Below are 12,126 nucleotides of genomic sequence, written 5' to 3'. Positions count from 1 at the left end.
GGGGAGAGCATGAACAACATCGTACTTGCCGTTCTGCAGGGCGTGGTCGTTATGGCCGTCGCGCCGTTCTTCTCCGGTCTCGGTCGCGTTATCCGCGCCAAGATGCACAACCGTCGCGGCCCCAGCATCATGCAGGACTACCGCGACCTGGCCAAGCTCTTTGCGCGCCCCGAGTCCCAGAGCGAGGACGCGAGCTTTGCGCTGCGCATTATGCCGCCGCTGTTCTTCGCCGTCGCCTTTATGCTCGCGATGGGCCTGCCGCTCTTTACGGCACAAAGCCCCATCCCGGTCTTTGGTGACGCCATCACCATCATGTACAGCCTGGCGCTCGCCCGCTTCTTCTTCGCCCTCTGCGGTGTGGATTCGTCCAACGCCTACGCCGGTATCGGCGGCGTCCGCGAGCTGCTCATGAGCGTGCTCATCGAGCCGTCCATGCTGCTGGCGCTGTTTGCCGCCGCCCTGGTGTGCGGCTCCACCGACATCGCCACCATGGGTCAGCACATCATGACGGGCGCCGTCGACGCGCCGGTCGCCGTGATTCTCGCCGGCATCGCCTTTGCGATCGCCTGCTACATGGAACTCGGCAAGCTGCCGTTTGATCAGGCCGAGGCCGAGCAGGAGCTTCAGGAAGGTCCGCTCGCCGAGCTTTCCGGCCCGTCGCTTGCGATGGCAAAGCTCGCCATGTCCATGAAGCAGGTCCTGGTCGTCGCCTGGTTCTGCGCGATCTTCGTCCCCTGGGGCGAGCCCGCGACCGTGGGCGCTGCCGCCGTTCTGGGCGCGGTCATCTTCCTGGTGAAGTGCCTGATCGACTTTGTCGTGTGCGGCGTGATCGAGAACTCCTGCTCGCGCTCGCGTTTTAAGGTGCTTGGCAATCAGACCTGGGCCGTTGTGGGCATCGCCGTTCTGGCGTTTGTCTTCGTGGTCGTAGGCGTGTAGGAGAAGGGAGAAACAATGTCATTTGCAGTCAGTCTGTCCCTTCTCGGCTTGGTCGCTATCGCGGCCCCGATGGTGGCCTCGGTGCTCGTCGCCCTGTTCCCCCGTCCGTACGCCAAGTGGTTCAGCGTTTTGGGTGCCGCCGTCTCGACGGTCTGCACCATCGCCCTCGCCGCGAATTTCGCTGGCGCCGGCATGCCCGACACGCAGGTCCCCCTGATCTCGTTTGGGCAGACCCTCGTTATGGGATTCACCTTCGATCGCATGAGCACGCTGCTCGCGCCCGCCTTTGTGGGTATCGGCCTGCTTGTCGTGATCTATTCGATTCCCTATATGAGCGAGAATAACCGTGAACATCCCGATGCGCCGCGTCGTCGCTTCTACGCGTACCTCGCGACCTTCATCGGCGCCATGGCCGGCCTCGTGTACAGCTCGACCCTTTTGGGCCAGCTCGTGTTCTTTGAGATCACGGGTGCGTGCTCTTGGGGCCTCATTAGCTACTACATGACGCCTACGGCCAAGAAGGCCGGCATGAAGGCCCTGATCATTACGCATATCGGTGCGCTCGGCCTGTATCTGGGCGCTGCCATCGTGTTTGCCCACACCGGCACCTTCGCCATTACCGCGATTGCCGGCCTCGACGCCAAGCTCAAGGCTATCGTCCTTTTGCTCGTGCTGTTTGCGGCCTGGGCCAAGTCCGCACAGGTTCCCATGTACATGTGGCTGCCTTCGGCCATGGAGGCGCCGACGCCTGTTTCGGCCTACCTGCATGGTGCCTCGATGGTCAAAGTCGGCGTGTGCGTGTTCGCGCGTGCACTCGTCTCTGCCGGCGAGATTCCCGAGATCGTGGGCTGGGTTGCCATTATCGACGCCATGGTCACCATGCTCTTTGGTTTCCTTATGTACCTGCCGCAAAAGGACATGAAGCGTCTGCTGGCCTTCTCCACGATCGCTCAGCTCTCCTATGTGTTCTTTGGTCTGGGCCTTTCGGTCTTTGGCAGCCAGCTGGCCTTTGATGGCGCCGTGTGCCACATCTTTAACCACGCTTTCGCCAAGACGCTGTTCTTCCTGATCGCCGGTTCGTTCTCCTTTACGCTCGGCACGCGTATGCTGCCCAAGCTTCGCGGCATCGTAAAGAAGTACCCGATCTCGGGCGTGGGCTTTGGTGTCGCGGCACTCGCCATTGCTGGCGTGCCGCCCATGAACACGTTCTTCTCGAAGTTCCAGATCATCGCCGGTGGCTTCTCCGTGGGTGCCGGCAACGTCGCGATCCTGGTGCTCGTGTGCATCATGGTCGCCGAGACCGTCGCCACCTTCGCCTGGTTCCTCAAGTGGATGGGCTATTGCCTGCCCGGCGAGCCGAGCGAAGAGGTCGCTGCGGGAGCCCCGCTTCCCCGCGCGATGGCGTTCGTGTTCATCGTGCTCATCATCATGGTTATCGTCAGCGGCCCGCTTTCGGCCAGCTGGATCGGTTAGGAGGTAGAACGACATGGGTTATTCGATCGTCAACATCCTTGGCGGCCTTCTGATCGTCACGTCCACCATGGTGGTTGTCTCCAAGAACATCAAACATGCCATCAACTGGTATGCGGTGCAGTCGCTGGTGCTCGTGGGACTGCTCGCCACGCTCGGTGTCACCACCGGTGCGCAGGAGCTGCTAATGTGGGCTGGATCTGCCTTTATCACTAAGGTCGTCCTGGTCCCTTACATCCTCAACCACGCATACAAGAAGATGGGCGAGCCAAGCGACGCATCGCTCAAGGCCGGCCTTAAGCCCGCGTGGGCCATTTGCATCATCGCCGTGGAGGTCGCGATTTGCTTTGCCGTCGTGACGCAGATCAGCCTGCCCACGGCCGAGGTCGCAACGCCTGCGCTCGCTATTAGCTTCGCTCACTTCTTTGTGGGCCTCACCTGCATCATCTCGCAGCGCAACATCATGAAGCAGATCTTTGGATACTGCCTTATGGAAAACGGCAGCCATGTGACGCTCGCGCTTTTGGCCCCCACCGCTCCCGAGATCATCGAGATCGGTATCGCCACCGACGCCATCTTTGCCGTCATCATCATGTCCATCGTCGTGCGTCGCATTTGGGACGACTCCCACTCGCTCGATGCGCGCGACCTGTCCGAGCTGAGGGGGTAGTCCATGGAATCGTTGATTCTCGCCCTGCTCGCGACTCCTTTGGTGTTCTCGCTGGTCATGGCGTTTTTGCCCAAGAACACGTCCTATAACGTGTTTGCCGGCCTCAACCTGGTCTCCGTCGCAGCCGTCCTGGTGCTGTCGATTATGACGGCCGGTGACGTCCTTATGAGCGGCGAAACCGCGAGCGCTCTTGGCCTGTGGTTCCACCTCGATTCGCTGGGCGCCATCTTTGTGCTGCTCATCGGCTTTATCGGTTTTCTTACCGGGCTGTTCTCGCTGCCCTATGTAAAGGCCGATATCGAGGAGGGCTCCATGCCCGCCGAGCGCGCCAAGCAGTATTTTGCGCTGTTTAGCCTGTTTGTGTTCACCATGCTGCTCGCGTGCCTGTCCAACAACATGATCCTCACGTGGGCCGCCGTGGAGGCAACCACGCTTTCCACCGTGTTCCTCGTGGGTATCTACAAGAACAAGACGGCCCTCGAGGCTTCTTGGAAGTATGCGATGGTCTGCACCGCCGGCGTGGCCTTTGGCCTGTTCGGTACGCTGCTGATCTACGCCAACGCCGCCGACGTGATTCCCAACGCCCACGAGGCCGCATTCCTGTCGTGCGTGCTGCCGTATGCCGACCAGTTCGACCCGACGCTCATGCGCCTCGCCTTTGCGTTTATCGTGATCGGCTTTGGCACCAAAGCCGGCCTGTTCCCCATGCACACTTGGCTGCCCGATGCCCACTCCCAGGCTCCGAGCCCTGTCTCGGCCCTGCTCTCGGGCGTGCTGCTTAAGTGCGCCATGCTTGTGATCATGCGCTTCTACGGCTTTACCATCCAGGCCGTGGGTGCCGAGTATCCGCAACTTCTGCTGTTGATCGTCGGCACGCTGTCCATTTTGGTGGCGGCACTCTCGATGTTTCGCCAGGACGACCTCAAGCGCCGCTTTGCGTACTCGTCTGTGGAGAACGTGGGCGTTATCGCCCTGTGCCTGGGTATCGGTGGCCCGCTGGGTATCGCCGCGGCCCTGCTGCACTGCGTGTTCCACGGCTTTACCAAGACGCTTGCCTTCTGCGTGTCCGGCAACATCCAGCACGCTTTTGGCACGCGTAGCCTGGCCAAGATCCAGGGCGTCGTCGAGGTTGCCCCCGCAACCGCCGCGCTCGCCGTCCTGGCGCTGCTCGGTCTTGGTGCCTTCCCGCCCTTTGGCATGTTTATCTCCGAGTTCCTGACTTTTGTCGCCGGTGTTACCGCCGGTCCCATGTGGCTGGTCGTCGTGGTCGCCCTCGGTCTTACCGTGGCCATCTCCGCGCTCACCCGTATCGCACTCAAGTCGGTATTCGGCCATGCGCCCCAGGGCATGGGCAAGCATGAGGCCCCGGCGCTCATGCTTATCCCCGAAATCATCCTGGCTGTCATGATCTTGTGGTTTGGCATCGCCACCCCGCTGCCCCTCGTGCACGGTGTGGAGACCGCGACCGGCATCGTGCTCGAGCAGAGCACCGAGGAACTTCACGCGACGCCGATGTACCGCGCTGTGTTCGGTACCGAGACCGCTCAGAGCGAGGTGGAGTAACGAATGATTGAAACTGAGAACAAGGTGTATGCCCGTCGCTGCGAGAGCCATGTCGAGGCCCTGCGCCGCGCCGTTCCGGGCTGCATCGAAAAGGTCGAGTGGCAGTGTGAGGACCAGCTGACGATTACCGTCAAGCAGGACAAGCTGCCCGAGGCCGTCCACTACCTGTACTACGAGCGCTACGGCTGGATTCCCGTGATCATCGGCAACGATGAGCGCAGCCTGTGCGGTCGCTACGCCGTGTACTACGTCATTTCCATGGAGGGCGAGGACCCCGGCTGGGTGACCGTCCGCGCCGAGGTCGACCCCGCCAAGATGACGTTCCCGAGCGTGACCCCGTTCGTCCCCGCCTGCGTGTGGGGCGAGCGCGAGCTGCGCGATATGTTCGGCCTGATTCCCGAGGGTCTGCCCGATCGCCGTCGCCTGGTGCTTCCCGACGATTGGCCCAGTGGGCTGTACCCGTTGCGCAAGGATTCGATGGATTACCGTTTCCGCCCCGCCCCCGCGAGCGACATGGAAAACTACGAATTCCTGGCCGACACCAAGGGCAAGGAGACCACGCTCGTCCCCATGGGACCGCTGCACATCACCTCCGACGAGCCCGGCCACTTCCGCCTGTTCGTGGAGGGCGAGACGATCGTCGATGCCGACTACCGCCTGTTCTACGTGCATCGCGGTATGGAGAAGGTCGCCGAGACGCGCCTGAACTATGACGCCGTGACGTTCCTTGCCGACCGTATCTGCGGTATCTGCGGCTGCGCCCACTCGGTGGCCTACGCCGAGGCTGTCGAGCGCGCCCAGGGCATTCACGTCCCGCCGCGCGCACAGTACATCCGCGCCATCATGCTCGAGGTCGAGCGCCTGCACTCGCACCTGCTCAACATTGGCCTCGCATCGCACTACACCGGCTTCGATTCCGGCTTCCAGCAGTTCTTCCGCGTTCGCGAGAAGTCCATGGACCTGGCCGAGAAGCTCTCCGGTCACCGCAAGACCTACGGCCTCAACGTGATCGGCGGCGTGCGTCGCGACATTTTGGCCGAGCAGAAACTTTCCACGCTCACGACCATCCACCAGCTGCGCTCCGAGGTTCAAGAACTCGTCGACGTGCTGCTCTCCACGCCCAACTTTATCGAGCGTACGAGCGGTATCGGCATTCTGGACCGCAAGATCGCACGTGACTTCTCGCCGGTCGGCCCGCTCATGCGTGGCTCGGGCTATGCCCGCGACGTGCGCTTTGACCATACCTTCGACGGCTACGCCGATTCGGACGTCCAAAAGATGCATGCCGCTACGGCTGACACCTGCGATGCCTTCGGCCGCACCGCCGTCCGCATCCAGGAGGTCTACGATTCGATCGATATGATCGAGACCATGCTCGAGAACTGCCCGTCGGGCCCCATCCTCACCACGGATTGGGAGTACACCCCGCACAAGTACGCCATCGGTGCCACCGAGGCGCCGCGCGGCGAGGATGTGCACTGGGCGATGCTCGGCAACAACCAGAAGTGCTACCGCTGGCGCGCCAAGGCCGCCACGTACAGCAACTGGCCGGTCCTGCGCTACATGTTCCGCGGCAACACTGTGGGCGACGCGGCGCTGATCGTCGGCTCGCTCGACCCGTGCTACTCCTGCACCGACCGCGTGACGGTGACCGATGTCGCCGCCAAGCGCGACCACGTGCTCGACAAGGAGCAGTTCGAGAACGTCTGGCGCGACAAGTCGCCGCTTGCGGGCGAGGGCACCATAGCCGCTCCGCTCGATGAGGAGGCACTCTAATATGCTGAAGCTTTGGAAGGTTAACGCCAAGGCCGGCGACGCGACGGTCAAGTACCCGTTTGCGCCGTTTCCCACCAACAAGGACATGCGCGGCAAGCCCGAGCACAATGCCGAGCTCTGCATCGCCTGCGGTGCCTGCGGCGTGGCGTGCCCGGCCGATGCCATTCGCATGGACACCGACCTTGCGGCCGATACCATCACCTGGTCGATCGACTACGGCCGCTGCATCTTTTGCGGCCGTTGTGAGGAAGCCTGCCCCATGGAGGCCATCAAGCTCACCGAGGAGTTTGAGCTGGCCGTCATGAGCAAGGACGACCTCACCAGCAAGAGCGTCTATACGCTCGAGCACTGCTCGCGCTGCGGCAAGCCGTTTGCCCCGCACAAGGAGATCGACTACGCAAAGCGCCTGCTGCAAAAGGCCGGCGGCATGGAGGCCGAGCAGGCTGCCCGTACCGTCGGTATGTGCCAGGAGTGCAAGCGCGAGCTCGACGCCCTGCGCGCCGCCTCGGCCGTAAAGACCGGCAACGCTCATGGCATGGCTGCCAACGAGACGCTTGCGTCCGGTGAGCCCCAGGGCCCCGGCATGGAGTATCTGGGCGGCCACGGCGTGAACCCGGAGTATATCGACCGCGAGCTCAACCCCGATGCGCCCGAGATTCCCGCCGGTCCTGCACCGGTCGAGGGCATCATCATGGATTTTGAAACGAAGGAGGAGTAACCATGGCCGAACCCACGCTTTTGCCCGAGCGGCTTCAGTACCGCCCGACCAAGATCGAGCTCGACGAGAGCATCGAGAAGGCCAAGGCGACCCTTCTTAAGAAGATCAAGCGCTCGGTGTACGTCTACCGTGTCGACTGCGGCGGCTGCAACGGCTGCGAGATCGAGATCTTCGGTTCCATCACGCCCGTCTTTGACGTCGAGCGCTTTGGCATCAAGGTCGTGCCCTCGCCCCGTCACGCCGATGTGCTGCTGTACACCGGCGCCGTGACGCGTGCCATGCGCATGCCGGCCCTGCGCGCGTTTGAGGCCGCACCCGATCCCAAGATCGTGGTGTCCTATGGCGCGTGCGGCTGCACCGGCGGCATCTTCTACGACAACTACTGCGTCTGGGGCGGCACGGATAAGATTCTGCCGGTCGATGTCTACATCCCCGGCTGCCCGCCCAGCCCCGCGCAGACCGTCTACGGCTTTGCCATGGCGCTCGGTCTGCTGGACCAAAAGCTCCATGCCGAGACCACGGTGGAGGCTGCCGGCGAGCAGGCCGATATCCTGCACCCCGGCGTGCCGTACAAGCTGCGCGTTGCCATCGAGCGCGAAGCTCGCGCCATGAGCGGCTACCGTTACGGCCGCGACCTGGCCAACGAGTTTATGGATACGCTCGAGGGCGCGCCCAAGGGCGATATCCGCGGTGCCATGGCGCTGCTCATCGACAAGCAGGACGATCCGCGCCGCGTCGAGGTCTACTCGGCGCTGCAGGATCTGGTGCTGGCCGGAGGTCGCTAGATGGAGCTCACGGACCGCTCTGGTTACTTTGCGGGTCCCGGCATGCTCGGCGGCTCCTTTGGCGATGCCTCGCGCGCAAGCGACGAGGCCGCCGAGGGCGTCGCCGACCCCTGCCTGGGTCATGCGCCCGACCAGGTGGTCTTTTACGAGCTCACGCGTAAGTTTGTGGAGACCGAGGAAGACGTTCCCCAGGAGGCCTGCGACGTACTGTACTACACGCTCGCCGTGGGCCACCACACCGGCGTGCTCGACTGCTTTGAGCCGCGCCTGTCGGTGCCGGTGGATGTGTTCTATTCGCTCGTCGACGCGCTGCCGGAGGGGGAGGCCAAGACCAAGTTCGAGGCCATCCGTTTCTTTGGCGAGTGCCAGCTCGACAAGGCGGCGGTGCCGTCGCTGCTCGAGGCCTGCGACACGCTGCTCGACGAGCGCGGTTTTCGCGGGTCGGCCAAGGCCGGCATCTCGGTGTTCGACGACGACTTTGGCCTGCATGCCCAGCAAGTCGCGTTTCTGATGAAGTTCCGCGATCTGGTTGAGCGCGTGCGCGATGTGTCGGGCGTGTATCTGACGGGAAGGTTGCAGTAATGGGTCGCGTTGTGGATGGTCGTGTGAACGGCGCCCCGTTTGCGGGTATCGTGCTCACGGCGGGAAGCGTGCTGCGTGCCGACGATGCCGCCGGCCCCGTGCTCTCCAAGAAGATGGAGGACGCGCCCATCGCCGGCTGGTACACCATCGACGGCGGTCAGACGCCCGAGGACGACATCATCGAGGTCAAGCGCGAGCGTCCGCCGCGTCTGGTCTTGGTCGATGCCGCCGATATGGCGCTGCCCGTCGGGTCCATCCGTTTGCTCGACAAGCGCGATGTGGCCCGTAAGTCGATGTTCACCACGCATTCGCTTCCTTTATCGATTCTGATCGAAGAGATTGAGCAATCGTGCGAAGATATCGTCTTCATAGGGATTCAGCCGGGCGATACGGAGTTCTATAACCCCATGTCCCCGGAGGTCTTTGAGGCCGTCGACGCCGTGTACGACGCCGTGGCCGCCAACGACTTTTCCCACTTTGTCCGCTTGGGGCAGGAGCTATAGCAGCGCTTGCCTCTGCTGAATAGGAAAGAAGTGATTGACATGGCAGATTCCAAGGTGGAGTACCCCGCTCCCGATTGCCTGGCGCCCGCCGCGATCGAGGCCAAGACCGAGGCCGCCGGCGTGACCAAGGCTAACCTGCCGGTCGCTAAGGCCTTTCTGTTGGCAATGTTCGCCGGCGCGTTCATCGCCTTCGGCGGCCTGTTCTTTACGGTGTTTTTGAGCGACAGCACGCTGGGCTGGGGTGCCCAGCGCGTCGTGGGCGGCCTGTGCTTTTGCCTGGGCCTGGTGCTGGTGCTGGTGTGCGGCGCCGAGCTGTTTACCGGCAATTCGCTTATGGTCTGCGCGCTCAAGAGCAAAAGGATCACCCTGGTCCAGATGCTCAAGGCCTGGGTCGTCGTATGGGTCGGTAACTTTGTCGGTGCCCTGTTCATCGTCTATTTGGTGTACATGGCCGGCATTTACAAGCTCAACGGCGAGGCGGTCGCCAATTCCATGGTGAGCGTCGCCGCCGGCAAGGTGACGATCGACTGGGTGACGATCTTCTTCCGCGGCATCTTGTGCAACATCTTTGTGTGCCTGGCCGTGTGGATCGGTACCGCCGGCAAGACCGTGGTCGATAAGGTTGTGGGCATTCTGCTGCCCATCGCCGCCTTTGTGGCCTGCGGTTTTGAGCACTGCGTTGCCAACATGTACTTTTTGCCCATGGGTGCCGTGATGCACGCGTGCGGCTATGGTGCCGACGTTGCTGGCGCCGATGCACTCAACGTCGCGGGCATTGCGTTTAACCTCTCTGCCGCCACGCTGGGCAACATCGTGGGCGGTGCGGTTCTGATCGCGCTCGGCTACTGGTTTATCTACGCCAAGAAGTCCGAGGCGTAAGGTACCGTCTGTTTGACGTTGGGCCTCCCGCAGGGCGTTGCCGTGCGGGAGGCTTTTTGGGCCTGGGGCTCGTTGCCGGGCTTTTGGCCTGTTGTGTTTGGCTGATGAAAGGGGTAATCGAGATGGCATCTGCTGTGAAGCGTGACGGTCGCGCCGTGGTGACCACATGCGGGGGATGCTATGCCGATTGTGCCTTCGCGGCACGCGTTGAGGACGGTCGCGTGGTGGCCGAGCTGCCGGTGCCGGGGCATCCGTGCGCGGCGCGTGCCCTGTGCGCCCGCGGGCGCCATCGCTTGGACATGCCGTTTGACGAGCGCGACCGGATTTTGCATCCCATGCGCCGCCGAGCTGATGGCTCGGGGTTTGATGCGATTTCGTGGGACGAGGCGTTCGCGCAGATTGCAGCGCGCCTTTTGGGGATTGTTGACGAGCGCGGGCCTCGTGCGCTGGGCATGACACTCGGCGTGCCCTCGTTCGACCGCTACTGGGCGTATCGCTTTATGCACGCGCTGGGTTCGCCCAACGTGTACGGCGCCGACGGTGCCTGCGAGGTAAGCCGACTTACGGGTTGGGAGCACAGCCTGGGTTATAGTCCCGCCTCCGACCTGGCGCATACCGATTGCATTATGTACCTGGGGCGTTCCATCGTCGATTCGTCGACGATGGGGGCCGTTGATGCGCTCAACGATGCCCGTCGCCGTGGGGCGAAGATTATCGTGGTCGACCCCCGGCGCAGCGGCTCGGCCGCGCTTGCTGACCGCTGGCTGCGTGTGCGTCCCGGATGCGATCTGGCGTTGCTGCTTGGCATTGCACATGTTCTCATTGCCGAGGACTTGTACGACCGCGAGTTTGTCGCCCGCTACACCACAGGGTTTGACGAGCTGGCGCAGGCGGCCCGTGCTTGGATGCCCGAGTGGGCCGAGTCGATGTGCGACGTGCCGGCCGCAGAGATTGTCGCGACGGCGCGCGATTTGGCTGCCGCGGCGCCTGCTGCAGTGGTGGACGCTGGCTTTCATGGTGGCATCGGTATCGCGTATGCCAATAGCACCCAGACCGCGCGCGCTATCTGCTTGGTCGATGTGCTGCTGGGCTGTATTGGACATGCGGGCGGCGCGCTCAATCCACAGACGCCGCTTGTATTGGGCGACCTTGATCCCACGCGCTTTGCGACGCCGCCGGTGCCGCGCGAGCCTAAGTTGGGGTCCGAGCGCTATCCGCTCGTCGATCCGGTGCGCGGCCTGTGTACGACCATCGGTCAGTCGATTCTGGCCGGCGATTTGCGTGGGCTCATCGTCTATGCCAGTAACCCCGGTGCGGGTTATGGCAATGCGCAGGCTTGGTTGGGTATCTTGCAGCAGCTCGACTTGCTCGTGACAATCGATATTCGCTGGTCCGAGACGGCGCGCGCTTCCGACTTCGTGCTGCCCGATGTGACGTATCTGGAGGCCGACCGCGGCGTGGGTACGGTCGTGGGCCGCAACGACGCGCGCGTGTTCTACCGCAATGCCGTGCTGCCCGTGTTACATGACGACACGCGACCGGGGCGGGAGATCTTTGCCGGGTTGACTGCGGCCTGCGGCGTGGGCGAGTACTTCGACTTTTCGCCGGACGACCTGGCGGCGGCCCAGGTGGCGCCGTTTGGGATTGATCTGGACGAGCTCAAGGAGCGCGGTTGGGCCGATACGGACGTGCCGCTGCCGCCGCGTACGGGCGAGCCCGTGATTCCGCTGGACGGCGGCAAGATAGAGCTGGCAAGCAGCGTGTGGGAGCGTGCCGGTTTGGGCCGTGTGCCCGACTGGATCGCGCCCATGGTGGAGCCCGGCCCGGGGATGTTTCGCCTCATTAGCGGCAATCGACCCTTTGAGTCGCATACCTCGCGAAGGCTTGCGGCCCAAGGTGCCGCCGAGGTGGGGTCGGACTTGGACGCCGTGCAGATGAATGCCGATGTTGCCGCACACATGGGTATCGCCAATGGCGAGGTCGTGGAACTCGTGAGCGACATGGGCCGCGACCTCGTTCGCGTGGAGACGACGCCCTATCTGCATCCGGCGTGCATCTTCACCTCGGCCGCTCCCGGTGGGCGTTCGTTTGGCGCCGACGCCGGTGGCGCTCAAGCCTTGGGCGTGGGCCCGCTCGACCATACGCCGTTACGTTGGGACCCGTTGACGGGTGCTGCGCTCACCCAGGAAAACGCCGTTCGCGTGGAAAAGATTGTCGCGCGCGGGGATAATGACGAGTAATTGA

The 12,126-nt window shown here is 63.1% G+C and carries 11 protein-coding genes; all 11 read left to right on the top strand.

Annotation, left to right across the window (positions count from 1 at the left end):
- The first annotated feature begins 9 nt into the window (after nucleotides 1–9).
- The 11 genes from GPK39_RS00780 to GPK39_RS00730 all read left to right on the top strand — a co-directional run bounded on the left by GPK39_RS00780 (nucleotide 10) and on the right by GPK39_RS00730 (nucleotide 12,122).
- Nucleotides 10–936: a respiratory chain complex I subunit 1 family protein gene (locus GPK39_RS00780; protein WP_118237871.1), complete on the top strand. Its 927-nt coding sequence runs from the start codon at nucleotides 10–12 to the stop codon at nucleotides 934–936.
- Nucleotides 937–951: 15 nt separating this feature from the next.
- Nucleotides 952–2,409, top strand: coding sequence for a hydrogenase 4 subunit D (locus GPK39_RS00775; RefSeq protein ID WP_022095200.1), 1,458 nt, complete (start codon nucleotides 952–954; stop codon nucleotides 2,407–2,409).
- 13 nt (nucleotides 2,410–2,422) lie between these two features.
- Nucleotides 2,423–3,076, top strand: coding sequence for a hydrogenase 4 membrane subunit (gene hyfE / locus GPK39_RS00770; RefSeq protein WP_215673406.1), 654 nt, complete (start codon nucleotides 2,423–2,425; stop codon nucleotides 3,074–3,076).
- Nucleotides 3,077–3,079: 3 nt separating this feature from the next.
- Nucleotides 3,080–4,639 carry a hydrogenase 4 subunit F gene (locus GPK39_RS00765; RefSeq protein WP_215673405.1) on the top strand — a complete coding sequence of 520 codons (1,560 nt, stop codon included), beginning with the start codon at nucleotides 3,080–3,082 and terminating at the stop codon, nucleotides 4,637–4,639.
- Between the two features lie 3 nt (nucleotides 4,640–4,642).
- A complete protein-coding gene (locus tag GPK39_RS00760) occupies nucleotides 4,643–6,415 on the top strand; it encodes a hydrogenase large subunit (protein WP_215673404.1) in 1,773 nt (590 codons plus the stop codon).
- A 1-nt stretch (nucleotide 6,416) separates the two neighbouring features.
- Nucleotides 6,417–7,133 carry a formate hydrogenlyase complex iron-sulfur subunit gene (locus GPK39_RS00755; protein WP_196022398.1) on the top strand — a complete coding sequence of 239 codons (717 nt, stop codon included), beginning with the start codon at nucleotides 6,417–6,419 and terminating at the stop codon, nucleotides 7,131–7,133.
- Nucleotides 7,134–7,135: 2 nt separating this feature from the next.
- Complete coding sequence (locus GPK39_RS00750) at nucleotides 7,136–7,918, top strand: NADH-quinone oxidoreductase subunit B family protein (RefSeq protein ID WP_006234107.1); 783 nt, start codon at nucleotides 7,136–7,138, stop codon at nucleotides 7,916–7,918.
- On the top strand, nucleotides 7,919–8,500 hold the full coding sequence (locus tag GPK39_RS00745; RefSeq protein WP_215673403.1) for a formate hydrogenlyase maturation HycH family protein: 582 nt from the start codon (nucleotides 7,919–7,921) through the stop codon (nucleotides 8,498–8,500).
- A complete protein-coding gene (gene hycI / locus GPK39_RS00740) occupies nucleotides 8,500–9,003 on the top strand; it encodes a hydrogenase maturation peptidase HycI (RefSeq protein WP_215673402.1) in 504 nt (167 codons plus the stop codon). The genes GPK39_RS00745 and hycI overlap by 1 nt, the downstream gene beginning before the upstream one ends.
- 39 nt (nucleotides 9,004–9,042) lie before the next feature.
- Nucleotides 9,043–9,882: a formate/nitrite transporter family protein gene (locus GPK39_RS00735; RefSeq protein ID WP_215673401.1), complete on the top strand. Its 840-nt coding sequence runs from the start codon at nucleotides 9,043–9,045 to the stop codon at nucleotides 9,880–9,882.
- A 122-nt stretch (nucleotides 9,883–10,004) separates the two neighbouring features.
- Nucleotides 10,005–12,122 carry a molybdopterin-containing oxidoreductase family protein gene (locus GPK39_RS00730; protein WP_215673400.1) on the top strand — a complete coding sequence of 706 codons (2,118 nt, stop codon included), beginning with the start codon at nucleotides 10,005–10,007 and terminating at the stop codon, nucleotides 12,120–12,122.
- Nucleotides 12,123–12,126: the final 4 nt, after the last annotated feature.

Origin of the sequence: Collinsella aerofaciens, from assembly GCF_018785245.1 — a bacterium.
Lineage (GTDB): Bacteria > Actinomycetota > Coriobacteriia > Coriobacteriales > Coriobacteriaceae > Collinsella > Collinsella aerofaciens_AD.
The sequence above is the reverse complement of the archived record's forward strand: the minus strand, read 5'-3'. Positions and strand labels throughout refer to the sequence as shown.

Bases quoted from the DNA above. Each gene is read 5' to 3' on its own strand.
- GPK39_RS00745 (WP_215673403.1), top strand. From the start codon at position 7,919: ATGGAGCTCACGGACCGCTCTGGTTACTTTGCGGGTCCCGGCATGCTC.
- hyfE (WP_215673406.1), top strand. From the start codon at position 2,423: ATGGGTTATTCGATCGTCAACATCCTTGGCGGCCTTCTGATCGTCACG.
- GPK39_RS00730 (WP_215673400.1), top strand. From the start codon at position 10,005: ATGGCATCTGCTGTGAAGCGTGACGGTCGCGCCGTGGTGACCACATGC.
- GPK39_RS00760 (WP_215673404.1), top strand. From the start codon at position 4,643: ATGATTGAAACTGAGAACAAGGTGTATGCCCGTCGCTGCGAGAGCCAT.
- GPK39_RS00780 (WP_118237871.1), top strand. From the start codon at position 10: ATGAACAACATCGTACTTGCCGTTCTGCAGGGCGTGGTCGTTATGGCC.
- GPK39_RS00765 (WP_215673405.1), top strand. From the start codon at position 3,080: ATGGAATCGTTGATTCTCGCCCTGCTCGCGACTCCTTTGGTGTTCTCG.
- GPK39_RS00755 (WP_196022398.1), top strand. From the start codon at position 6,417: ATGCTGAAGCTTTGGAAGGTTAACGCCAAGGCCGGCGACGCGACGGTC.
- hycI (WP_215673402.1), top strand. From the start codon at position 8,500: ATGGGTCGCGTTGTGGATGGTCGTGTGAACGGCGCCCCGTTTGCGGGT.
- GPK39_RS00750 (WP_006234107.1), top strand. From the start codon at position 7,136: ATGGCCGAACCCACGCTTTTGCCCGAGCGGCTTCAGTACCGCCCGACC.
- GPK39_RS00735 (WP_215673401.1), top strand. From the start codon at position 9,043: ATGGCAGATTCCAAGGTGGAGTACCCCGCTCCCGATTGCCTGGCGCCC.
- GPK39_RS00775 (WP_022095200.1), top strand. From the start codon at position 952: ATGTCATTTGCAGTCAGTCTGTCCCTTCTCGGCTTGGTCGCTATCGCG.